The sequence below is a fragment of the Kitasatospora albolonga genome (genome assembly GCA_002082585.1).
Taxonomy (GTDB): domain Bacteria; phylum Actinomycetota; class Actinomycetes; order Streptomycetales; family Streptomycetaceae; genus Streptomyces; species Streptomyces stephensoniae.
Genome location: CP020563.1, coordinates 544,243 through 568,444, shown reverse-complemented (window position 1 = coordinate 568,444; position 24,202 = coordinate 544,243). Strand labels below are relative to the sequence as shown.

The window sequence follows — 24,202 nt, the reverse complement described above, 5'->3', positions numbered from 1 at the left end:
CAGGGAGTCAGCCGGCCGTGGCCGGTGCGTCCCGCAGGGTGCCGAGGACCGGGTTGAGCCGGGCGAAGAACCCCGGCAGGTCCTGCTGGAAGTAGAAGTGGTCGCCCGGGAGCACCTCGGGCACGACCTCGCCCCCGGTCACCAGGGACCAGCCGCCGAGCATCCCGGTCGGCACGATCGGGTCCGCGTCGCCGCCGAACACGGCCACCGGGCAGTCGAGCCGGACGTCGGGGACGGTGCACCGGTAGGCGTCGTCGATGGCGAAGTCGGCCCGGATGGACGGCAGGACGATCTCGCGGAGCTCCGGCTCGTCGAGGATGCCGTCATCGGTGCCCCCGCGCTCCTTGATGGCGGCCACCAGCTGGTCGTCGTCGAGCAGCTCCGGGTGGACCGGGCACTGGTTGGGCAGCACCGGGGCCCGGCAGGCGGAGGCGATCAGCCCCCGGGGGGTGCGGCCGGCCGCCTGGAGGGCGCGGGTCACCTCGAAGGCGACCAGGGACCCCATGCTGTGGCCCAGGACCACCAGGTCACCGGTGTCCGCGGGCAGGGAGTCGAGGACCGGCAGCGCCAGGTCGTCCACCGACTCCGGCAGGTCCTCGCTGTAGCGGGCGCCCCGGCCGGGGTACTGGCCGATCAGCAGCCGCACATCCGCCGGCAGATGCTCGCGCCAGACGCCGTACGCGTGGGCGTTGCCCCCGGCGTGCGGCAGCACCAGCAGCGACAGGCGGTGCGGGGCCTCGCCCGGCAGGTCCCAGACGACGTCGTCTGCGGCGGGCGGCGGGGAGATGGTCATGAGCTGATCCGTTCTGTCCGGGTACGGCGGCGGAGGGCGGGCCGGGCCTTCGGGGCGGGCGCTGCCTGGAGGGAGACGATGTGCTCGGCGAGCCGGGCAGGCGTCGGGTGCTGGAAGAGGTCGCGCACGGTCAGCCGGACCCTCAGCGAACCGGCGATGTGGTTGGTGAGCCGGGCACCCAGCAGCGAATGGCCGCCCAGCGTGAAGAAGTCGTCGTCGATCGTGAGGGCGGCGCTCGTGCCGAGGGTTCCGGCGAACAGGGCGACCAGGGTCTCTTCGAGCGGGGTGCGCGGCGGGCGCCCGCCCGGGGCGACGGTGGCCTGCGGAATGGGCAGGGCTCGCTTGTCGATCTTCCCGTTGGGCGTCAGGGGAAGCCGGTCGAGCCGGGTCAGATAGGTCGGTACGAGGTGCTCGGGAAGCCGCTCGGCCAGGTGTCGGCGGACCTCGTCCACGGTGAGCCGGTCGGAGTCGGCGACGAAGTAGGCGGCGAGTGCGTCGCGATGGGTGGTGATGGTGGTTTGGGTGATGTGGGGGTGGGTGAGGAGGGTGGTTTCGATTTCGGTGGGTTCGATGCGGAAGCCGCGGATTTTGATTTGGTTGTCGGCGCGGCCGTCGTAGTGGAGGTTTCCGTGGTGGTCGTGGTGGGCGAGGTCGCCGGTGCGGTAGAGGTGGGTGCCGGGGGGTCCGTAGGGGTTGGGGATGAAGTGGGTGGCGGTGGTGTCGGGTCGGTTGTGGTAGCCGTGGGCGAGGCCGTGGCCGGCGAGGTAGAGGTGGCCGGTGGTGCCGGGTGGGGTGAGGTTGAGGTGGTTGTCGAGGATGTAGGTGTGTTTGTTGGTGAGGGGGGTTCCGATGGGGATGGTGGTGTGGGGTTGGGTGGTGGGGTGGGTGGTGTGGGTGGTGGTGAAGCCCATGGATTCGGCGGGGCCGTAGCCGTTGGTGATGGTGAGGTGGGGGTGGTGTTGGTGGAGTTTGTGGGTGTGGGTGGGTGAGGCGGTTTCGCCTGCGGTGTAGGTGGTGGTGACGGTGGTGAAGGCGTGGGGGTGTTCGTCGGTGAGGTAGTTGAAGAGGCTGGCGGAGAGTTGGAGCATGGTGATGTTGTGGTGGTGGGTGAGTTGGGTGATGAGGGTGGGTTCGGGTTTTTGTCCGGGTTGGAGGACGGTGGTGGCTCCGTGGAGGAGGGCGCCCCAGAATTCGAGGCTGAAGGCGTCCCAGGAGACGGGTGAGGATTGGAGGAAGGTTTCGTTGGGTCCGAAGGTTCCGTAGTTCTGGTGGGTGATGGTGGAGGTGAGGTTGTGGTGGGAGGAGAGGATGCCTTTGGGGCGTCCGGTGGAGCCTGAGGTGAACATCAAGCACGCCACATCAGCACGGGTGAGGGGTATGCCGAGGTTGGTGTCCGGCAGAGCGGTGAGGTCGCCGGGCTGCTCGGTCACGGTGGTCCAGGGCCCGTTGAGGCGTTGGGACAGCACGGTGTCGGTGATGAGGTGGGTGATACCGGCGTCGTGGGCGGCGGTGCGGAGTCGTTCGTCGGGGAAGTCGGGGTCGAGGAGGGTGTAGGCGGCCCCGGTCTTGGTGACGGCGATGACCGCGGTCGCGAAGTCCGTGCCCCGCTCCAACAGCACTCCCGCGATGTCACCGCGCTTGAGACCCAAGGTGCGGAGGTGGTGAGCCAGGCGGTTCGCGGAGGCGTTGAGGTCGGCGTAGGTCACCCGCCGGTCTTCGAAGATGAGCGCGGTCTTCTCGGGGCGGAGTGCGGTCTGTTCCTCGAAGCGCTCGACGATGGTGGAGTGGTCGGTGGCGACGGGGGTGCCGGCCCAGGGGCCCGTGAGGAGCTCGCGTTCGGTCTCGGTGAGGACGTTCAGGTCGGCCAGGTGCAGTTCCGGGTTGGACAGGACCTGGTGGAGGACCGAACCGAGGACCGTGGCCATCCTGCGTACCGTCGCCTCGTCGAACACATCCCGCGCGAAGAGGATCGCGCCGTGCAGGCGCTTGCTGTCGTCGGAGCGGAGGAGGAACTCCAGGTCGAACTTGGCCGAGCCGTTCATGACACCGAAGACTTCGGCCTCCTGCACCCCGGCCAGACTCACCTCCGGCAGACCGCCCGCCTCGAGCCCGAGGCAGATTTGGAAGAGGGGGTGGCGGGTGAGGGTGCGGGTGGGGTTGAGGGTGTCGAGGACGAGGTCGAAGGGGGCTTCTTGGTGGGCGAAGGCGTCGAGGTCGGTGGTGCGGACGTGGTGGAGGAGTTCGCGGAAGGTGGGGTTGCCGGTGGTGTTGGTGCGCAGGACCAGGGTGTTGACGAAGAACCCCACCAGATCCTGAAGCCCTTCGTGGCCCCGGCCCGCGACCGGTGACCCGATGGCGAGATCCGTGCCCGCACCCAGGCGGGTGAGTGCTGCGACGAGCGCCGCGTGCACGACCATGAATGGCGTGCATCCTTCGGCCCGGGAGAGTTCGGTGACCCACTCGTAGAGGTCGGGGCCCAGGTCGATGTCGACTTCTCCGCCCTGGTGGGTGGCATGAGCCGGTCGGGGGCGGTCGAGGTTGAGGGTGTGTTCCTGGGGGAGGCCGCTGAGGGTGTGTCGCCAGAAGTCGAGTTCCTGGGCGAGGAGGCTTTCGGGGTCGGTGGGGGAGCCGAGGACGCGGCGCTGCCACTGGGCGTAGTCGGCGTACTGGACGGCCAGTTGATCCAGGACGGGGGTACTGGTTCCGTTGAGGCGGGCTTGGTAGGCGTGGGAGAGGTCGGTGAAGAAGGGGGTGTTGGAGGCGCCGTCGGTGGCGATGTGGTGGAGCAGGAGCAGCAGGACCTGTGAGCCGTTGCCCGTGTCGAACAAGGTTGCGCGCAGGGGGACTTCGGCATGGAGGTCGAAGACGTGACCTGCTGCCGTGGCCAGTTCCGTATCGAGGTTCGCGGGGTCGATACGGCGGTGTGTGAGGGTGATGCGGTCGGGTGAGGGGGGCAGGACGCGCTGGCGGGGTTCGCCGTCGACGGTCTCGAGGACGGTTCTCAGCGGGGCGTGGCGGGTTGCCACGTCGTTGAGTGCGGCCTCCAACGCACCCGTATCCAGAGTGCCTTGGATGCGTATGGCGATGGGGACGTTGTATGCGGCGGTTCCGCCGTCGAGATCGGCCAGGAGCCACAGCCGTTGCTGGGCGTACGAGGCCGGGGGCAGCTCGCCCGGGTTCTCCGCGTTGTCCGTGGGGACGAGCGGAGGCAGTGCGGGGGTGCCCTTCTTCCCGGCGATGTGTTCGGTGAGTCGGGCGGGGGTCGGGTGCTGGAAGACGTCGCGGATGGTGAGCCGGACGCCCAGGACGTCGGCGATGTGGTTCGTGAGACGCGCGGCCAGCAGTGAATGCCCGCCCAGAGTGAAGAAGTTGTCGTCGATGCCGAGCGGCTCCGTCGTTCGCAGGGCCTTGGCGAACAGCGAGACCAGGATCTCTTCCCCCGGGGTGCGCGGTGCCCGCCGCGTCCCCCGGGCCAACTGCGGCGCGGGAGCGGGCAGGGCGCGTCTGTCGATCTTCCCGTTGGGGGTGAGCGGCAGTCGGTCGAGCACGATGATGTGCGACGGGACCAGGTGTTCCGGCAGGCGTTCCGCGACGTACCGGCGCAGCTCCTCGGGGGAGGAGGGGGAGGAGTCGGTCTCTCCTCCGGGCGGCTCCTCGACCACGTACGCGACCAGCTGTTCCTGGTGGGTGGTGATGGTGGTTTGGGTGATGTGGGGGTGGGTGAGGAGGGTGGTTTCGATTTCGGTGGGTTCGATGCGGAAGCCGCGGATTTTGATTTGGTTGTCGGCGCGGCCGTCGTAGTGGAGGTTTCCGTGGTGGTCGTGGTGGGCGAGGTCGCCGGTGCGGTAGAGGTGGGTGCCGGGGGGTCCGTAGGGGTTGGGGATGAAGTGGGTGGCGGTGGTGTCGGGTCGGTTGTGGTAGCCGTGGGCGAGGCCGTGGCCGGCGAGGTAGAGGTGGCCGGTGGTGCCGGGTGGGGTGAGGTTGAGGTGGTTGTCGAGGATGTAGGTGTGTTTGTTGGTGAGGGGGGTTCCGATGGGGATGGTGGTGTGGGGTTGGGTGGTGGGGTGGGTGGTGTGGGTGGTGGTGAAGCCCATGGATTCGGCGGGGCCGTAGCCGTTGGTGATGGTGAGGTGGGGGTGGTGTTGGTGGAGTTTGTGGGTGTGGGTGGGTGAGGCGGTTTCGCCTGCGGTGTAGGTGGTGGTGACGGTGGTGAAGGCGTGGGGGTGTTCGTCGGTGAGGTAGTTGAAGAGGCTGGCGGAGAGTTGGAGCATGGTGATGTTGTGGTGGTGGGTGAGTTGGGTGATGAGGGTGGGTTCGGGTTTTTGTCCGGGTTGGAGGACGGTGGTGGCTCCGTGGAGGAGGGCGCCCCAGAATTCGAGGCTGAAGGCGTCCCAGGAGACGGGTGAGGATTGGAGGAAGGTTTCGTTGGGTCCGAAGGTTCCGTAGTTCTGGTGGGTGATGGTGGAGGTGAGGTTGTGGTGGGAGGAGAGGATGCCTTTGGGGCGTCCGGTGGAGCCTGAGGTGAACATCAGACACGCCACATCAGCACTGGTCAGCGGCAGGTTCAGGTTCTCTCCCGACCGGCTTTCCAGTTCCTCGCCCGTCCAGATGACTGCCTGCCACGGCCCTGCCAGCCGACTGCCGAGAGTCGCATCGGTGATGAGGTGGGTGATACCGGCGTCGTCAGCGGCGGTGCGCAGTCGCTCGTCGGGGAAGTCGGGGTCCAGGAGGGTGTAGGCGGCCCCGGTCTTGGTGACGGCGATGACCGCGGTCGCGAAGTCCGTGCCCCGCTCCAGGAGGACTCCGGCGATGTCACCGCGTTTCAGGCCCAGTTCGCGCAGGTGGTGAGCTCGGCGGTTAGCGGCGCTGTTCAGCTCCCTGTAGGAGAGTTCAAGGTCTTCGAAGATGAGGGCGGTCTTGTCGGGGCGGAGCGTGGCCTGTTCCTCGAAGCGCTCGACGATGGTGGAGTGGTCGGTGGCGACGGGGGTGCCGGCCCAGGGGCCCGTGAGGAGCTCGCGTTCGGTCTCGGTGAGGACGTTCAGGTCGGCCAGGTGCAGTTCCGGGTTGGACAGGACCTGGTGGAGGACCGAGCCGAGAACCGTGGCCATCCTGCGTACCGTCGCCTCGTCGAACACATCCCGCGCGAAGACGACGGTGGCCCGGAACTCCTTCTCGTCGTCGGAGCGGAGGAAGAACTCCAGGTCGAACTTGGCCGATCCGTTGGCGAACGTCTCGGCACCGGCCGCCCGGACCCCCGGCAGGTCGAGGGCGGGTGCGCCACCCGTCTCCAGCGCCAGGCAGATTTGGAAGAGGGGGTGGCGGGTGAGGGTGCGGGTGGGGTTGAGGGTGTCGAGGACGAGGTCGAAGGGGGCTTCTTGGTGGGCGAAGGCGTCGAGGTCGGTGGTGCGGACGTGGTGGAGGAGTTCGCGGAAGGTGGGGTTGCCGGTGGTGTTGGTGCGCAGGACCAGGGTGTTGACGAAGAACCCCACCAGTTCTTGGAGTTGCTCGTCGTTGCGGCCTGCGGCGGGTGAGCCGATGGCGAGGTCGGTGCCCGCACCGAGGCGGGTGAGGGCTGCGACGAGTGCGGCGTGCACGACCATGAACGGCGTGCACCCTTCAGCCCGGGACAGTGTGCCGATCTGCTCGTAGAGGTCGGGGCCCAGGTCGACGGTGACTTCTCCGCCCTGGTGGGTGGCATGAGCCGGTCGGGGGCGGTCGAGGTTGAGGGTGTGTTCCTGGGGGAGGCCGCTGAGGGTGTGTCGCCAGAAGTCGAGTTCCTGGGCGAGGAGGCTTTCGGGGTCGGTGGGGGAGCCGAGGACGCGGCGCTGCCACTGGGCGTAGTCGGCGTACTGGACGGCCAGTTGATCCAGGACGGGCCCGGTGGCGCCGGTGAGGCGGGCTGCATAAGCCCGGGAGAGGTCGGTGAAGAAGGGGGCGTTGGAGGCGCCGTCGGTGGCGATGTGGTGAAGCAGGAGCAGCAGGACCTGTGAGCCGTTGCCCGTGTCGAACACGGTTGCCCGGAGCGGGACTTCGGTACGGAGGTCGAAGACGTGACCCGCTGCCGCGGCCAGTTCCGTATCAAGGTCCCCGGCGTCCACCCGGCGGTGGGTGAGGGTGATGCGGTCGGGTGACGGGGGCAGAACGCGCTGGCGGGGCTCGCCGTCGACGGTCTCGAAGACGGTCCTCAGCGGTGCGTGACGGGTTGCCACGTCGTTGAGTGCGGCCTCCAACGCCTCTGTGTCCAGGGTTCCTTGGATGCGTATGGCGATGGGGACGTTGTACGCGGCGGTTCCGCCGTCGAGATCGGCCAGCAGCCACAGCCGCTGCTGGGCGTACGAGGCCGGCGGCAGCCCGTCTCCACCCTCCGCAGCGACGAGCGGAGGCAGTGCGGGGGCGCCCTTCCTCCCCGCGATGTGCTCGGTGAGCCGAGCAGGCGTGGGGTGCTGGAAGACATCACGGATGGTGAGCCGGACACCCAGGACATCGGCGATGTGGTTCGTGAGACGCGCGGCCAGCAGCGAATGCCCGCCCAGCGTGAAGAAGTTGTCGTCGAGCGTGGGGCTGTCGGGCAGGCCGAGCGTCCTCGCGAACAGGGCCACCACGATCTCTTCCTCGGCCGTGCGAGCCGCACGGCCGCCCTGGGAGGCGATCGACGGGGCCGGCAGCGCCCGCTTGTCGATCTTCCCGTTCGCGGTGAAGGGCAGCCGGTCCAGCGACGTGAGATAAGCCGGTACGAGGTGTTCGGGGAGCCGGTCCGCCAAGTGGCGGCGGACCTCTTCGGGGTGGACGGGCTGATCGGCCACGACGTAGGCGGCGAGCCGCTGTTCGTGGAGGGTGACCACCGCCTGGCTGATGCGCGGGTGGGTGAGGAGAGCCGCCTCGATCTCACCGGGCTCGATCCGGAAGCCCCGGACCTTGACCTGGTCGTCGGCCCGGCCCTCGTAATGGAGGATGCCGTTCCGGTCGAAGTGGGCGAGGTCGCCGGTGCGGTAGAGGCGGCTGCCCGGGCCTCCGAAGGGGTGCGGGACGAAGCGGACGGCGGTGATGTCGGGGCGCCCCTGGTACCCGTGGGCGAGGCCGTCGCCCGCGAGGTACAGCTCCCCCGTGGTGCCGGGCGGGCAGAGCCTGAGGTGGTGGTCCAGGATGTACGCGGGCTTGTTGACCAGGGGCGATCCGATGGGGATCACCGGGTGCGGCTCGGCGCCGGGCTCGACGGTGTGCGTGGTCGCGAAGATCATCGCCTCGGCCGGTCCGTAACCGTTGACGACGGCCATACCGGGCCGCAGCCGCTGGAGAGCGTGTACGTGGGCGGGGGAGGCGGCCTCGCCGACGGTGAACGCGGTGGTGACGGAGGCGAAGGCGCCGGGGTGTTCGTCGACGAGATAGTTGAAGAGGGTGGCGGACAGCAGCAGGGTGGTGATGCCGTGCCGCCGGGCCAGCTCGTCGACGATCGCCGGTTCCGGCTTCTGCCCCGGCTGGAGGACCGCGGTGCCGCCGTGCAGAAGCGCGCCCCAGAGCTCCAGGCTGAACGCGTCCCACGAGACGGGGGAGCACTGCAGGATGACCTGGTCGGGGCCGAAGGGGAGATAGCTCTGCCGGGTGAGGGTCGAGACCAGGTTGCGGTGGGAGGAGAGGATGCCCTTGGGCCTGCCGGTCGAGCCCGAGGTGAACATCAGGCACGCCGCGTCCTCGGCGGTGAGCGGGAGGCCGAGGTCCCCGGTCCCCTGGTCCAGCAGCTCGGCGGGGGTCCCGGTGTGGGTGGCCCAGTCGCCGGAGACACGGTCCGCGAGCTCCTGGCGGGTGACGAGGTGGCCGATGCCCGCGTCACCGGCCGCCGAGCGGAGGCGTTCGTCGGGGAAGTCGGGGTCGAGCAGCACGTGCGCGGCACCGGTCTTCAGGACGGCGAGCAGGGCGGTGACGAAGAGGGCGCCGCGCTCGAAGAGGATGCCCGCCATGTCACCGCGGCCCAGGCCGCGCGAGCGCAGGTGCCGGGCCCACCGGTTGGCGTCGGCGTTGAGCTCGGCGTAGGTGACCCGCCGGTCCCGGTCGATCAGCGCGGTGCTGTCCGGGAACCGTGCCGCCTGCTCCTCGAACCGCTCCACCAGCGTCGTGTCGTCGGCCGCCACCACCGGCCCGGCCCACCGCCCGGTCAGCAGCTCGCGCTCGGCCCCGGACAGCACCTCCAGATCGGCCACCCGGCGCGCGGTCGGCTCCTCGACGGCGAGGGCCTCCGCAAGGAACCGGGCGAACCGGTCCTGGTGGGCGGCGACCGCGTCCACGTCGACCCCCTCCACCGGGGTGTCGAAGTCGATGCGCAGCCCGCTCGCCGCTCCCAGGTCGAACACGGCGATGCTCAGGTCGTCGACCGGGCCGTTGCTGACGTTGTGGTTGACGCTCGGGTGACCGCACACGGTCAGCTCCGCGTTGAAGCCCATGATGTTGATGACGGGTGAGGCGAGCCTGCGGGAACCGTCCATGACCCCGGCGTCCCGGCACAGGTCCTCGTACCGGGTCATCTGGTGGCGCAGCCCGTGCTTGATCTCGGCGGACACCGACCGGACCAGTGCGCCGAGCGGCTCCTCGGGCCGCACGCGCAGCCGCAGCGGAACGATGTTCGACATCATCCCGGGCGTGCTCCGCGCGGTCTTCGACTTCCGGCCCGTCACCGGCAGGGCGGCCACCAGCTCGTCCCGGTCCGTGACCCGGTGCAGGTAGACCGTGAGCAGCGCCACCAGGAGGACGGACCAGGAGACGCGCTCGGCACGGGCGGCGGTCCGCAGCCGCTCGGCGTCCGCCGGGGAGATCCGTACGCTGCGCCGCGCGAAGGGCAGTCCGCCGTGCGCGGGGGCGGCCCGGCCGGTTCCCCGGACGATGCTGGGGGCGTCCGGCGCACCGGCCAAGTGCTCACGCCAGCCCGCCCGTTCGGCGGCGGCCTCTTCGGAGCTCCGGTGCGCCGCGTCCTCGGTCAGGAGGTCGGTGAGCCGCCCGAAGGGGGAGGCGTCCCACGGCTCGCCCGCCACCGCCTGCTCGTACAGGGCGACGAGCCGTGCCAGGAGCATCGAGACGCCCACCCCGTCGACGACCAGGTGGTGGAAACCGTAGAAGTAGAAGTACCTCTCCTCGCCGAGCTTGAAGAGCGCGCAGCGTACGGGGGCCCGGCGGGTCAGGTCGTACGGGTCGCAGACCAGCGCGTCGATCCGGCGCCAGGCTTCCGCCTCCGGGTCGTCCGCCGCGCTCACGTCGGTGAACGGCAGGGTGCGGGAGCCGACGTCCGGGTCGACCAGCTGCCACACCTGCTCCCCGTCGTCCTCGAAGCGCAGGACCCGCAGGCAGTCCGCCTCCTCGGCCAGGCGCCGCCAGGCGGCCGACATCAGCTCCGGGTCCACCGGGCCGAGGATCTCCCTGCACTCACCGACGCTGTACCGCAGGCCGGTGGGGTCCAGGGTGTGGGCCGTCCAGATGTCGTGCTGGGCCACCGAGAGCGGCAACCGGACGGCGGCCGGGGCGGGTGCGACGGGCGCATCGGACGGCATGGGAACTCCTGGGGAAGTCGCTGCGGAGATGAGGGCGAGGGCGGGGAACGCGGCCGGGGCCGGGGAGCTGCGCCGGGCGGGGCAGTGCCATACAACCGTCGGGCGGCCCCGGGGAGCGGCAGCCCGCCCGGCGGTGCGTCAGCAGTTCGGCGGTGCGGCGGCAGTCAGGAGGCAGCGTCGGCGGCAGTGGCAGCGGCGGCAGCAGTGGCCGGGGCGGGGGCCGGGGCTCGGGTCGGGGCCGGGGCGAGAGCCCGTACGACGCACAGCACCCGGAACGCGGAGCGGCCCGTCTCCGTACTGGCCCGGATGACCCCGCTGACCAGCAGATCACGCACCATACGGCCGCAGTTGGGCAGCGGGAGACCGGTCAGCCGGACGACGTCACCCAGGTCGAACTCGTCCGCGTCCGCCTCGTGCAGAGCCGACAGGAGCCTCTGATGGCCGGCGGGCAGCCGGCTGATGGTGCGGGCGGTCCGCTCCGGCAGGCGCGAGACCGCCGGGTCGCCGGACAGGTGGTCGAGCAGGGCGGCGGGGTCCGACTCCACGATGCCGCAGAGGGTCGGCAGATCGCAGACGGCCAGCCAGGAGGCGGCGGCGACCAGTGCCATGGGGTGGCCGTCGAGCCGGTGGCAGATCCGCCCGATGTCCGCCAGCGACCGCGCGTCGGCCGCGATGTCGGGGCGGACGCGGCGCAGTTGGCTGAGGAAGAACCGGGTGGCGGGGGAGTCGGAGCCGTCGGGCGGGGCGGGTGCCTCCAACGGCGAGAGGAGGAAGAGGCGTTCGCAGGGAACGTCCCAGGGCTCCTCCGCGGTGACGAGCACGCGGAGGCCGGGGACGTCACGCAGCAGCCGGTTCAGCCGGTGGCCGTCGAGCAGGCCCGTATCGACGCCGTCGAGCACCAGCAGGACGCCGCGGCTGCCCGCGAGGTCCGCGAGCCGCGCCGGGAGTTCACCGGTCCGCGCGAGGGATTCGCCGGTCCATGGGGAGAGTTCGCCGTTCTGCGCGGGGAGTTCACCTGCCCTTTGCGGGAGTTCACCGGTCCGTGTGGAGCGTTCCCCGGTCTGTCCGCCGCCGTGCAGATAGGCGGCGCACTCCCCGGTCAGGGCGGTGAAGGAGTCGTCCTCGGCCGGCAGGAAGTCGGGGACCGGGCCCGGCGCGGTGTGCCACAGCACGGAGAGGCCCGCTTCGTGGAGCCTTGCCGCCGCCTCCAGAGCGACCCGGGTCTTGCCCATACCGCTCAACCCCACCACGGTGACGAGCCGTTCGGCCCCCGACCGCAGCTCCTCCACGACGACCGCGGTCTCCGCGTCCCGCCCGATGACGGGGTGCAGGGGGACGGGCGGCGACGGACGCTCGGCGCCCGTGTGTCTGCCGTCGCCTCCTCCCCGGTGTCCGCGCCGGGCCGCTTCCTCCAGGGCGGTACGGGCCCGGGGGCCCAGCCGCAGGGCGTCGGCGATCAGCCGGACCGTGTCGGTTCTGGGCCGCTGCGCCTTCCCTTTCTCCAGATCGCGGATGGCGCGGACGCTGATGGTGGAGAGATCCGCCAACTGCCGCTGTGTGAGGCCGATACGGAGCCGGTGCCCCCGTATGAGGGAGCCGAGGAGCGCGGAGTCGGGGGCGGCGGCGTTCTGGGGAGGGAGGCCGATCGTCATGGGAGGCTCCTGCTGGTGGGTGCGGGACCTGGTGAGTAGTTCTTCGGCCATCTTTCGAACGCTGGCTATCCAGGGAGCATCCCGGTCCTAACCCCGCGTGGACCTCCGCTATCCCGGCCCGTGATGGGGTTCAGGGGCGCGGTGATAGCGGACCGGCGCCGTGATAGCGGGGTGATAGGGCCACGGGCGGCCCCGTGAATCCGGGCCTTCCTAATTTGGTGGTCAGAAGGAAACACCACCACCGAAGGGGAATCCGATGACGAACAAGACCTCCGCCCGCACCGCTCTCCGCACCGCCGCCGCCTCGGCCCTGATCGTGATCGTGACCGGCCTGGGCGCCCAGACGGGCTGGGCCGCCGAGGCCGCCACCACCGCTCCGGCCACCGCCACGGCGACCACCACCACGACCGGGGACGGCACCACCGAGGGCACGACCCCCAAGCCCCCGGCCGGCTCCGGCACGGACAACAACCCCTGGGACTGACCCCCTTCGCGCCCCGCCCGACAGCGAGAACGCCCGTCCAGAACGAGAGCGCCCGTCGGACAGCGAGAGCGCTGCCCCGGACCGAGAGCGCCGCCCCGGACCGAGAGCATCCGTCCGGAACAAGACCACCCGCCCGGCACCGAGAGCATCTGCCAGGCACCGAGAGCGCCCGCCCTCACCGAGAGCGCCGCCCCGGACCGAGAGCACCCGTCCGGAACAAGAGCACCGCCCCTCGGGGCAGACCCCAGACGGTCCCAGCCGCACCATCGGCCCCCGCCTCAGGGCAGGCCCCTCAGAGCAGCCCCCCGAACGGTCTCAGCCCACGCCGAGCAATCGTTTCGCCTCGGTCAGTTCCCGCACCATCCCACGGTCCCGGAAAACATCGACCGCAGGGAGCAGAAGCTCCCGGGACCCCGCCGCCTCCGCCGCGTCCCCCTCGAGAAGTCGCGCCAGATCCAGGCGCGCCAGCGCGCCACCACTAAAATCCATGATGTGCTCCCGGGTCGCGATGGCCCGGTCGTAGAAGCTCCTGGCCCGCTCGGGCCGCCCCATCAGGGTGAAGGCGTGTCCCAGGTCGCGCAGCAGATGACCCTCGCCGATGACGTCACCGGAATCGTGGCACAGCTCCAGCACCTCGGTGAAGGTCAGCACCGCCTGGTCGTGGTCGCCCCGTTCCAGCAGCAGCTGGCCGACGCGGCGCAGCGTCCTGGCCCGTCCGCCCGTGTAACCGACCCCCTCGTAAATGGCCAGCGCCTCGTCCAGCTGCGTCTGCGCCGCCGCCCTGTCACCCCGGCGCATCCGGATGTGGGCGCTCTGCGTCAGGACGATGGCGCGCCCCACCACGTCGTCGGCCCGGTCGAAGTCGGCGAGGGACCGCCCGTACAGCTCCAGCGCTCCGTCGTCGTCGCCGCTCGTCCGCGCGATGAGGGCCAGATCGCGCCTGCACAGCGCCCGGCCCTCCGGCTCGTCGAGCGTCTCGAAGATGTCCAGCGCCGAACCGAGCGTCTGCCGCGCCCGGTCGAACTGGTTGCGGCTCATGTACAGCGAGCCGAGCGACGCCTGTACCGCCGCCGCGCCCCGCAGGTTGCCCGCCTTGCGGACGGCACCCAGCGCCTTCAGATGGGTCTGCTCCCACAGGTCGTAGTGGCCGCGCACCTCGAAGAGGGTGACCAGGGTCGTCGCCAGGTCCCAGCTGACATCGTGCAGCCCCTCGTCCGCCGCCTGCTCCACCATCCCGCACAGCGCGCCCTGTTCGGCGTCCAGCCAGGCCATCGGGTCGGCCAGCAGCTGGTCCGTGCCGACGACGGGCGGCTCCCAGCGGGGGGCGGTCCCGTGCAGGACGGTGTAGTCGCCGCCGTACACCTTGCGGTGGGCCTGCTCGGCCAGGTGCATCCAGCCGCCCGCCATACGGACGAGCGCCGCCTCGCGGTCCTCCGGCATTTCCTGCGCGGCCAGTTGCTCACGTGCGTAGACACGGATGATCTCGTGGAAGCGGTACCGGTAGCCCCCGGTGCTCTCCACCCCGACCACATCCAGCATCTGTACGTCGACCAGGGGTTCCATCAGGTCCGACGGGAAGGGGCGGTCGTCGTCCAGGAGCGCCCCGGCGAGCCAGCTGGGCAGGGTCGGCGCCTGGGCCATGCTCAGCAGCCGCAGCAGCCGGGCGTCCGCCGCCGCCAGACCGTCGTACGTCAGGGAGAGGCTGGCCCGCATGGTCATCTCACCGTGGGTCAGCTCGTCCAGCCGGTGCCGCTCGTTGGCGAGCCGGTGCACCATCGAGGCGAGCGTCCAGTGCGGACGCGCGGCGAGGCGGGCGGCCACGATGCGCAGCGCCAGCGGCAGCCGCCCGACCGTGCGGACGAGCGCCTCGGCCGCCACGGCCTCGTCACGCACCCGGTCCTCCCCGATGATCCGGGACAGCAGCTCCAGCGCCCGGTCCTCCTCCAGTACGTCCAGTTCGACGCGGTGCGCACCGGGCAGGGCGGTCAGCCGCGCCCGGCTGGTGACGAGGACGGCGCAGTCCCGGCTGCCGGGCAGCAGCGGCCGCACCTGGCCCTCGCTGAGCGCGTCGTCCAGGACGACGAGCACCCGGCGGGAGGCGAGCCGGGTCCGGTACATCTCCGCCCGCTCGTCCAGCGATTCCGGGATGAGCTGGCCGGGAATGCCGAGCGCCCGCAGGAACCGGCCGAGGACCTCCGCGGAAGTGGCCGGAGCCCCCGTCGTACCGCGCAGGTCACAGTAGAGCTGGCCGTCCGGGAACCCGGTCTCGGCCAGCATGTGCGCCATGTGGACGGCGAGCGTGGACTTCCCGGTGCCGGGTTTTCCGGTGATCGCGACGAGACCGGCGGTGTGCCGCCCCGGCCCTCCGGTCAGCGCCCGCTCCAGCTCCGCGAGCCGGCCCGGGTCGGCGACGAAGTCCGCGGTGGTGGCGGGCATCTGGTGCGGGATCTCGTCGTGCCGCTCGGCCGTCGGCGGGGCGGTGGCGGCCCCCTCCGCCGAGTCCTCCGGCTCTGCCTGCGTACGGGCGGTGGGTCCGGGCCCGGGTCCGGCGGGCGGGGGCAGTTCGCCCGCGAGGATCGCCGACTGGAGGTCCTTGAGTTCGCGGCCGGGCTCCAGCCCGAGCTCCTCGTCGAGCAGCACCCGCCCGGCCTGGAAGACGTCCAGCGCCTCCGCCTGCCGCCCCGACCAGTACAGGGCCTGCATGAGCTGGCCGCGCAGCCTCTCCCGCAGGGGGTGCTCGTGCGTGAGCATCTGGAGCTCGCCGACCAGCCGGTCGTGCCGCCCGAGTTCCAGCTCGATCCGCATGCGCAGTTCGAGGGCGGCGAGCCGTTCCTCGTTGAGCTGACGGGCCCGGTTGGCCAGCGGACCGCTGTCCATGCCTGTCAGACAGTCCCCCTGCCAGAGTCTCATCGCGGCCTTCAGCCGCTCCACCGCCTGCTCCGGGGCGCCCTGGTCCCTCAGCCGCCGGGCGCGCGTGACCTGTTCGGTGAAGAGCGCGGAGTCCACGTTGACGGCGTCGGTGTTGAGCACGTACCCCGGCGGCCGGGTGGTGATCGAGACCTCGCAGTCCGCGTCCGCCAGCAGTTTCCGCAGCCGCGACACACAGATCTGGACCTGGGTGCGTGCGGTCTCCGGCGGATCGTCCTGCCAGATGAGGTCGACCAGATAGTGGGTGCTGACCACTCGGTTGCTCTCCAGGAGCAGCGCGGCGAGGATCACCTCCTGACGGCCGGGAGGCACTCTCAGCGGTTCCTCGGAGCCCCGCACCTGGAGCGGCCCCAGGACCCGGAAGGGCGGGGCGGACGTTTCGGGCAGCCCAAGGACCTTCTCCGTCATACCGTCAGCCACTGATTCCCCCACCAGCCAAGAGAGTTGACGACGCCGCCGGGTCAACTTGCCGGACAGTCTCCACATTCGTGTGGTTCCTGTCTATGGCATGTGGTTCTTCCGTGTGCGATAGCCCCGCGATAGGGAGAAGTTGCAGGTGATTCGCAGGATGGACCGTGGATGCGAAAGGGACAGTGATGAACAGCAACTACTCCGCGGGTGCCGGACCTTGGGCGCTCCCTGCCGATCCGGTCACCGCTGCGGGGGTCGACCATATCCGCCTGGTCTACGACTACCTCAACGCGGGCGACTTCGACGCCTGCGCCTCCCTGCTGCACGACGACGTCGAGTTCGAACTCCCCGGCCGGCCGACGGCCCGGGGCCGTACGGCGGTCCTCCACGCCCATCGCACGGACGCCGCGCTCACCACCCGCCACGAGATCGACCGCATCGTCGCCCACGACCACTGTGTGGTCGCCGTCGGGCGCATCGTCGGCCCGGGTACCGAGGAGAGCTGTCTGCGCTTCATCGACTGCTTCGGCATCGCCGACGACGCGATGGTGCGCTCCTGTACGCGCTACTACCACACGACTCCGTGAAGCACGGTTCCGCGCACCTCACGCACGACGTCCATGACGCGGTGAAGGGCGGGCGCACGACCCCCGCGGGAGGTCAGCCCGGCCAGGTGCCCGTCACCCGGCGGGTGACCTGGGCGCCCGACCGTTCGACCGCCGCCTTGACCACGGCGAAGATCGCCCCCTGGACGGCGGCGGCCAGGAGGACCTGCCGCCAGGGACGGTCCTCGTCCAGGGCATCGGGGGCGTCGCCCTCGCCCTCGACGAGCTTCCACGTCTGCCGGAACGCGGCGCCCGCGATCATGCCGCTGACCATGCCCAGGGCCAGCCCCACCGGCTTGTAGGCGATCTTGGACCCCTTCACTGCTTACGTCCACGGCCGCGGCGCACCAGCAGGAGGACGGCGAACAGCGCACCGCCCGCCAGGAGCGGGACGCGGTGGGCGCGTGCGGCCGACGCGGCCCGCCCGGCCCGGTCGAGCACCGGGTCGGGCGTCCTGTCCGCCGCGTACCGACCCGCCCGTACCGCACCCTCACGCACCTGCGCGGCGGCCTCCGCCGTCTTCTCCAGGACGGCATCGGGCGTCCTGTCCTTCACCAGCCGCGCGGCCTGCTCCGTCGTCCCACGCATCAGGCCGGAAGCCGACGCGGCCTTCTCCGAGGCTTGTTCCCTCACCGCGGCGGCCCTCTCCTTCACCTGCGTCCTGATGTCGGCCCCGGCCGTCGGCGGCGCCCCGGCGGTCCGCCCGAGGCCGTCCCGCGTCCGCTGGACCTGCTCGCGCAGTTCCTCGGGGGTGGGGGTGCCCATCTTGTTCACGGATTCGTCGTTCATCGGTCTGCCTTTTCCTCGACCTCGGAGATGGAGACGCGGACATCTGCTTCTCCGTCCGGCTACCCGGCAACCGCGTCGGCATCCGCCCCGGGGCGGCTCGAGGGGACCCGGTGCCCAACGGGCCCGGGGGGAGGGCCGATCGGCCCTCCCCCCGGCGCGGCTCCGCCCGTGATGCTGGTTCCAGCGGCCGGTCGAGGGGCCGGTTCTCATGGACGTACGGAGGCAGACCCGTGAAGAACGCCGTAGTCGTAGGGGTGGACGGTTCGCCGGAGAGTCTGGCGGCGGCCGACTGGGCGGCGCGCGAGGCGGTCCTGCGGGGGCTGCCGCTGCGCATCGTGCACGCCTGGCTCTGGCAGCCGCTGGACATCCCGCTCGTCCAGAACCGGGACACGGAGGCCCAGGCCGCCCGCGCCGTGCTGCGCGAGGCCGAGGACCAGGTGAGCGCCCGGTACCCCGAACTGCCCGTCTCCAGCCGGGTGCTGCCCGAGACGGCGGTCGTGGCGCTGCTGGCCGAGGCCGAGCGGTCCGCCCTGCTCTGCCTGGGCACCCGGGGCCACGGGGCCCTGCTGGGCTTCCTCCTCGGCTCGTACGGGCAGCAGGTGATCGCCGGGGCGAAGGGCCCCGTCGTCTCCGTGCGGGCCTACGACGGTGAGTACCCGGTCCGGGAGAACGGCGAGGTCGTCGTCGGCCAGCAGGGCACACCGGAGGAGAGCGCGGACGTGCTCGGCTTCGCCTTCGAGGCCGCCGCTGTACGGGGAGCCCCGCTGCGGGCGGTCCGCGCCTGGAGCCTGCCGTCCGTCTACACCTGGAGCGCCTCGCTGGCCCTCGCCGACGCGGCGGGCGGGCTGGAGCCCTTCGAACGCAAGGCGCTCCAGGAGGCCCTGGCCCCGTGGCGCGACAAGTACCCGGGCGTCCAGGTCACGGAGCACGTCGAGATGGGCAGCGCCGGGCAGGTCCTGGTGGAGGAGTCCGCCGAGGCGCAGCTGATGGTGGTCGGCAGGCGTGCCCGCCGGGCCCCGATCGGCACCCGGATCGGTTCGGCCGCCCACGCGGTCCTGCACCATGCCCGCTGCCCCGTCGCCGTCGTCCCGCACGCCTGACTCCGGACTCGCCCCGAACCCCGAACCGAACCGACCCGGCCCGAGGCCGTCGTCCCGTACGCCGGACCCTCGCCCTCCGCCTCCCGTCCCCGCCCGCCCGAGTCCGCCCCCGTCCCCAACAGCCGGAGCCCGCCCTGTCTCCCCACAGGGCGGGCTCCGGCGCGTGCCGCCCCCGGCCCGGGTCAGGGGCTCGGACGCGGCGGGTCCAGGGCGCTGACCACCCCCGTAACGCCGTCGACGCCCCAGAGGGACGCGACCAGACCGGCCAGACCGTCCGGCGGCGCGGCCCCGGACCCGGCCCCGGTGGCGCTGACGGTGACCAGACCCTCCCGTACGGAGACGGCGAGCCCCTCGCCCGCGCGGCGCAGCCTCTCCTGGACCTCGGCGCGTACCTCCTCGTCCGTACGGAGGAAGACGCGGAGCAGATCGCGGCGGGTGGCGAGGCCGATCAGCCGGTCCTCGGGGTCCACCACGGGGAGCCGGTCCACGCCCCGCCGCTCCATGACCCGTGCCGCGTCCTTCACCCGCTGCTCCGGGTGGACCGTGACGGCGGGGCTCGTCATCAGGTCGCGTACCACGGGACCGGAGCCTTCGGCCATGTCCGTACGGGGAAAGCATCGGGCCGCCCTCTGCTCCACGTCCGTACGGGAGACCACCCCCACCACCCGGTCCTCGTCGTCCAGTACGGGCACCGCGCCGATCCGGTGCAGGCCGAACAGCCGGGCCACTTCCTGGGCCGGGGTGCCGGGGGTGGTGGTGACGACGGTGCGGGTCATCACCTCGCCCACTGTGTGCTCGCGCATGTCTCCCAGGGTTCCGCGCCCCCGCCCGCCCGCGAGAGGTCCGGTCGGTCCCGGCCCGGGGCTGAACGTCCCTGATCGTCCCGGTGCCGCTCCTGTGCCGTCCCGGTGGTGGCGGCCCCATAGAGTGGTGCGGAAGGTGTCGGGGGTGGAGGGGAAGAGGACACGGTGGGGGATGAGCAGCCGCTGTCGCGGATGCCGCAGATGCGGCTGGACGAGCTGCTGGAGGAGCTGCAGGCGAGGATCAACGCCGCCAGGGGGACCCGGGACCGGGTGCACAGCCTGCTGGAGGCCGTCGTTTCGGTCGGCCGTGAGCTGGACCTGTCCCAGGTGCTGCGGCGCATCGTCGAGGCCGGAGCGCACCTGGTGGACGCGCAGTACGGCGCGCTCGGGGTGATCGGGCCCGACGGGCGGACCCTGTCGCAGTTCCTCACCTCGGGGCTGACGCCGGAGCAGCGGGAGAAGATCGGGCCGCTGCCCGCCGGGCACGGCCTGCTGGGCGAGCTGATCCGGCACCCGGAGCCGCTGCGCCTGAGCGAACTGGGTGCGCACGAGGCGTCGTTCGGGTTCCCGGAGCACCATCCGCCGATGCGGACGTTCCTGGGCGTGCCGATCCGGGTGCGGGACGAGGTGTTCGGGAACCTCTATCTCACCGACAAGCGGGGCGGCCTCGATTTCGACGCCGAGGACGAGTCCGTGATCACCACGCTGGCGGTGGCGGCCGGGGTGGCGATCGACAACGCCCGTCTGTACGAGGGTTCGCAGCGCCAGCACCGCTGGCTCCGGGCGGGCGCCGAGGTCACCAACCAGCTCCTCTCGGGCGACGCCCGGCAGGACGTGCTGGAGCTGATCGCGCGGCGGGCCGGGGAGATCACCGGTGCCCGGCTGGCCGAGGTGTCCGCGCCCGTCCCCGGTACGGGCGGCCTGGTGGTGGAGCTGTCCGTCGGCGAGGGCGGCGCCGTCGGCATGCGGCAGGGCCTGGTCGTCCCGGCCGACGGCACCCTGGCGGGCGCGGCGTCGGCGGCGGGCACGCACGTGGTCTCCGCCTGCCTGCGGGAGGACCCCCGCTTCCCCGCCGACCCGCTCCTGCCCGCCGACCCCGGCCCCGCCGTCGCCGTACCGCTGGGGGCCGCCGGATCGGCCGTGCTGCTGCTGGCCCGGGAGCCCGGCGAACCCGTCTTCACGGAGGCGGAGCTGGAGCCGCTGCTCGCCTTCGCGGGGCAGACCGCGCTCGCCCTGGAACTGGCGGTACGGAGACGGGACGCCGAACACGTCGCGCTCCTGGAGGACCGCGACCGGATCGCCCGCGACCTCCACGACCTGGCGATCCAGCGCCTGTTCGCGACCGGTATGACGCTCCAGAGCGCCGCCCGGCTGATCGAGCACACCGGAGCGGCCGAGCGGGTCGGCCGGGCCGTCGACGACCTGGACGAGACCATCAAGATCATCAGGTCCACCATCTTCGGCCTGCGGGCCCGCGACGACGGGGCCGGTACGAGCCTGCGCGCCCGGGCCTCCCGGGCGGTGGGGGACGCGGTCACCTCGCTCGGCTTCCCGCCCCGGCTCAGCATGGAGGGCCTCCTCGACACCGACGTACCGCCGGACGTGGCCGAACATGTGGTGGCGGTGCTCGGCGAACTCCTCAGCAACGCGGCCCGCCACGCGCACGCCACCCGGGTCGAGGTGAGCCTGAAGGCCACCGCCGACGAGGTCCGCCTGACGGTCTCCGACAACGGCCGGGGCATCCCCGAACAGGGCCGCCGCAGCGGGCTGGACAACCTCGCCGAGCGCGCCCTCCAGGTCGGCGGGGCCCTGGAACTGTCGACGCCCGACGGCGGAGGCAGCCGGCTGCTCTGGCGCGCCCCGCTGCGCTGAGCGCCCGGTCGGCCCCGTACGCCTCCGCCCGGCCCGGTACGTCCCGCCGACCCCGTACACCCGGCCCGGCCGCCCGGTATGCCCCGCCGACCCCCGTACACCCGCCGATGAGGGCCGACCGGCCCTGTTCGCACGCCCCGGCCGTGCGGCACCATCGGGAGAGTCCGCCGGGGCGGGCACGGACAAGAGAGATGACGGAGCGTGCGATGACGGACAGCGGTGCGGGCACCACCGAGGAGACACCGGTGAGCACACCGGATACGGCACCGGTGACGGTCTTCCTCCTCGATGACCACGAAGTGGTGCGCCGGGGCGTCCACGACCTGCTGGACGCCGAGCCCGACATGACCGTCGTCGGAGAGGCGGGCACCGTGGAACAGGCGCTCGCCCGTGTCCCCGCCCTGCGCCCCCGGGTCGCGGTCCTGGACGTGCGCCTGCCCGACGGGGACGGCGTCAGCGTCTGCCGCGAACTGCGCTCACGGATGCCCGACCTGGCCTGCCTGATGCTGACGTCCTTCGACGACGAGGAAGCGCTGCTCGACGCGATCGTGGCGGGCGCCTCCGGTTACGTACTGAAGCAGATCACCGGCACGGACCTGGTCCAGGCCGTGCGGACGGTCGCCTCCGGCCGGTCGATGCTCGACCCCGGCGCCACCGCCCGCGTGATGGCCCGCCTCCGCAACGACGCGGCCCAGGACGACCGCCCCTCCGGAGTCGCCGCGCTGACCGCCAGGGAGCAGGAGATCCTCGCGCTCATCGGCGAGGGGCTCACCAACCGCGAGATCGGCCTGCGGCTCTACCTCGCGGAGAAGACGGTCAAGAACAACATCTCCCGCATCCTGGCCAAACTCGGCGTCGAACGCCGTGTGCAGGCCGCCGTCATCGCCACCCAGGCGCGCCGCCCCGGATAGCGACGGAACCCGGCCCCGTAGCCCCGCCCCCGCACAGGAACACAGGCGACACGGGAGCCCCAGGGGAGGGACAAGACAGGGACACGGGGGAGCTGCTTCAGGTCTCCCCGCCCCGCCCCCGACGGGCCGTCAACCGCTGTGCCGCAGAAAGTACGGTGGCGGTGGCGCGGGTCGAACGCAGCGCCGCCCGGGCCGCGTTGGCGCCGGGTGCGCCGTGCACACCGCCACCGGGGTGCGCGGAGGCCGAGGCCAGGTACAGCCCCTTCACCGGCGTCTCGGGGCGGCCCGTGCCCGGGACGGGGCGGAACACCAGCTGCTGGTGGAGCGAGGCCGTGCCCCCGTTGATCGCGCCGTGGTGGAGGTTGCGGTCCGCCTCACGGAGCGTCGGCGGCGCCAGAATCCGGCGGGCCCGGACCCGGTCGCGGAACCCGGGTGCGTACCGCTCCACCTGCTCCTCCACCCGGTCGGCCATCCTCTCCTGCTCCCCGGCGTCCCATGTGCCGGTCAGCCCGCCCCCGTCGGCGTCCGCCTTCACACGGTGGGGCACATGCGTGTAGGCCCACGCCGATTCGGTGCCGTGCGGTGACCGGGTCGCGTCCGCCGTGGTCATCTGGCCGAGGAGCAGGAACGGGCGGTCGGGGACCAGGCCGCGCGCCAGCTGGGAGGCCCATCGGCTGAGTTCGTCGACCCCCTCCGCCAGATGCACGGTGCCCGCGGTGGCGGCCGCCGGGCTGTTCCAGGGGACGGGGCCGTCCAGCGCCCAGTCCACCTTGAACGTGGCGAAGTCCCAGTGGAAGCGCCGCAGGTCGTCGAGGAGCCGGGGCGGCAGATGCCCGGCGGGGACCAACTCCCCGTAGAGGGCGGGCGCGGAGACGTCGGCCAGCACCGCACGCCGGACCGGGAACGCGTCCCCGGACGCCGTACGGACCCCGACGGCACGGCCCCGCCGCACCACGACCTCGGTCACCCGTTGCCCGCACCGCACGGTTCCCCCGCGCGCCCGCAACCGCCGCACCAGGGCCTCGGTGAGGGCGCCGGAGCCCCCCACCGGAACGGGGAACCCGTGGAACTGCCCCAGCATCGACATCAGCCAGCCGAAGCCGCCGCTGCCCGCCGCCTCGGGCGCCAGATCCGCGTGCAGGGCGTTGCCCGCCAGCAGGAGCCGGCCGCCCTCGCCCCGGAACTCCTCCTCGCCCAGCCTGCGTACGGGAAGAAGGAGGCTGCGGGCCAGCCGCAGCCCGCCCGCCGCCCGCACCCGGGCCAGCAGCCCGGCACCCGCCAGGACGGGAGGGAAGGGCGAGAAGAGGGCCTTGACGAGGTCGTCGCCCAGCCGTTCCCAGACGGCGCACAGCTCCAGCCAGCCGCGTCCGTCACCGGGCGCGAATCCGTCGAGTCCTTCGGCGGTCACCGCCCGGTCCCGGTCCAGGACGGCACACCTGCCGTCGGCCAGCGGATGAGCGAGCACCCGGGGCGCGTGGCTCCAGCGGAGCCCCTCCCGTTCCAGGTCCAGCGCCGCCAGCACCGGGGAGACCGCCGCCAGCGGGTAGAACGAGCTGAACAGGTCGTTGACGTAGGCGGGATCGACGCCCCGGTCGCTGCGGACCGCACCCCCCGGCTCGCCCTGCTCCTCCAGGACCTCCACGGACCAGCCGGAGTCAGCGAGCACATTGGCCGCCACCAGGCCGTTGGGACCGCTTCCGATCACTACCGCGTCGACCATGGCATCGTCCTTCCCCGGCGTGCGCGGGAGGTGCGGGGTTCAGCCGGCCTGGGAGCCTGTCCGCGTACCGCCGTCCGCCGCCGGAGCCGTCACGCGTTCGACCAGCCGGGCCAGACGCGCCAGCATGGTGCGGTGGCGGAGCTGGAGCAACGTGTCCAGCAGCGGGTTGTGGAGCGTGCCGCCCAGACCGCGCAGCGGGTGCTCGTCGACGATCACGAGGGTCCGCTCACCCCAGGGGCGGATGTCGAAGGCGATCCGGGCCGTGCCCCAGGGGCCGCCCTCCGCCTCCAGCTCCAGGGTCCCCGGCCGGTCGATGTGCCGGACGACGGTGCGCCCGGCGAACCGCTTGGGCCCCACATGCACGTGGTACGCGATCGACGACCCGGTCTCCGGCCAGTCGCCCCGCTCCGGGTGCGAGTCCGAGGTGCCGACCACCCACTCCCCGTAGAGCCTCCCGTCCTCCAGGACCGACCAGACGGCTGCGGGTGACCGGTCGATGAGGTGATGACGTACAGCCATGACCCTCCTCGGTTCGTGAGGTCGGTATGCGTTCCATTCTGCCGCGCGTCGGTCGGGCCCGCCGTTCGGCAGGCCCGCTGTG

General features: G+C 71.9%; 14 protein-coding genes. 5 read left to right on the top strand and 9 right to left on the bottom strand.

Translation table 11 applies throughout. The features are described from left to right. Positions 1–7: 7 nt before the first annotated feature. From B7C62_02415 to B7C62_02405, 3 genes are all read right to left on the bottom strand, one after another. A complete protein-coding gene (locus tag B7C62_02415; protein ID ARF71233.1) occupies positions 8–793 on the bottom strand; it encodes a thioesterase in 786 nt (261 codons plus the stop codon). Beyond that, complete coding sequence (locus tag B7C62_02410) at positions 790–10,326, bottom strand: non-ribosomal peptide synthetase (protein ARF71232.1); 9,537 nt, start codon at positions 10,324–10,326, stop codon at positions 790–792. The genes B7C62_02415 and B7C62_02410 overlap by 4 nt, the downstream gene beginning before the upstream one ends. A 164-nt stretch (positions 10,327–10,490) precedes the next feature. After that, positions 10,491–11,978: a hypothetical protein gene (locus tag B7C62_02405; GenBank protein ARF71231.1), complete on the bottom strand. Its 1,488-nt coding sequence runs from the start codon at positions 11,976–11,978 to the stop codon at positions 10,491–10,493. A 256-nt stretch (positions 11,979–12,234) separates the two neighbouring features. On the opposite strand from B7C62_02405, the gene B7C62_02400 reads away from it, so the two are divergent. Continuing rightward, entirely contained in the window at positions 12,235–12,462 is a 228-nt protein-coding gene (locus tag B7C62_02400) for a hypothetical protein (GenBank protein ID ARF71230.1), read from the top strand. Between the two features lie 315 nt (positions 12,463–12,777). Here B7C62_02400 and B7C62_02395 read toward each other — a convergent pair whose 3' ends face one another. After that, the gene (locus B7C62_02395; GenBank protein ARF71229.1) at positions 12,778–15,798 is read right to left on the bottom strand and encodes an SARP family transcriptional regulator; all 3,021 of its coding nucleotides are present in this window, start codon (positions 15,796–15,798) and stop codon (positions 12,778–12,780) included. 188 nt (positions 15,799–15,986) lie between these two features. Between B7C62_02395 and B7C62_02390 the strand changes: the two genes are divergently transcribed. Further along, positions 15,987–16,388: a hypothetical protein gene (locus tag B7C62_02390; GenBank protein ARF71228.1), complete on the top strand. Its 402-nt coding sequence runs from the start codon at positions 15,987–15,989 to the stop codon at positions 16,386–16,388. 73 nt (positions 16,389–16,461) lie between these two features. On the opposite strand, the gene B7C62_02385 is transcribed toward B7C62_02390, so the two are convergent. Further along, entirely contained in the window at positions 16,462–16,728 is a 267-nt protein-coding gene (locus tag B7C62_02385) for a hypothetical protein (protein ARF71227.1), read from the bottom strand. Continuing rightward, positions 16,725–17,195 (bottom strand): hypothetical protein, encoded by a 471-nt coding sequence (locus tag B7C62_02380; GenBank protein ARF71226.1) that lies wholly within the window; start codon positions 17,193–17,195, stop codon positions 16,725–16,727. The genes B7C62_02385 and B7C62_02380 overlap by 4 nt, the downstream gene beginning before the upstream one ends. 230 nt (positions 17,196–17,425) lie before the next feature. Between B7C62_02380 and B7C62_02375 the strand changes: the two genes are divergently transcribed. Beyond that, on the top strand, positions 17,426–18,295 hold the full coding sequence (locus B7C62_02375) for a universal stress protein UspA (GenBank protein ID ARF71225.1): 870 nt from the start codon (positions 17,426–17,428) through the stop codon (positions 18,293–18,295). 182 nt (positions 18,296–18,477) lie between these two features. Here B7C62_02375 and B7C62_02370 read toward each other — a convergent pair whose 3' ends face one another. Then, positions 18,478–19,098 carry a hypothetical protein gene (locus tag B7C62_02370; GenBank protein ID ARF71224.1) on the bottom strand — a complete coding sequence of 207 codons (621 nt, stop codon included), beginning with the start codon at positions 19,096–19,098 and terminating at the stop codon, positions 18,478–18,480. Positions 19,099–19,263: 165 nt separating this feature from the next. Between B7C62_02370 and B7C62_02365 the strand changes: the two genes are divergently transcribed. After that, complete coding sequence (locus tag B7C62_02365) at positions 19,264–20,970, top strand: histidine kinase (protein ID ARF71223.1); 1,707 nt, start codon at positions 19,264–19,266, stop codon at positions 20,968–20,970. A 206-nt stretch (positions 20,971–21,176) separates the two neighbouring features. Then, positions 21,177–21,881: a DNA-binding response regulator gene (locus B7C62_02360; protein ID ARF71222.1), complete on the top strand. Its 705-nt coding sequence runs from the start codon at positions 21,177–21,179 to the stop codon at positions 21,879–21,881. 97 nt (positions 21,882–21,978) lie between these two features. Here the strand turns inward: B7C62_02360 and B7C62_02355 are convergent, their stop codons facing one another. Both B7C62_02355 and B7C62_02350 read right to left on the bottom strand, forming a co-directional pair. Beyond that, positions 21,979–23,601 carry an FAD-dependent oxidoreductase gene (locus B7C62_02355; GenBank protein ID ARF71221.1) on the bottom strand — a complete coding sequence of 541 codons (1,623 nt, stop codon included), beginning with the start codon at positions 23,599–23,601 and terminating at the stop codon, positions 21,979–21,981. Between the two features lie 39 nt (positions 23,602–23,640). Then, positions 23,641–24,120: a polyketide cyclase gene (locus B7C62_02350; protein ID ARF71220.1), complete on the bottom strand. Its 480-nt coding sequence runs from the start codon at positions 24,118–24,120 to the stop codon at positions 23,641–23,643. Positions 24,121–24,202: the final 82 nt, after the last annotated feature.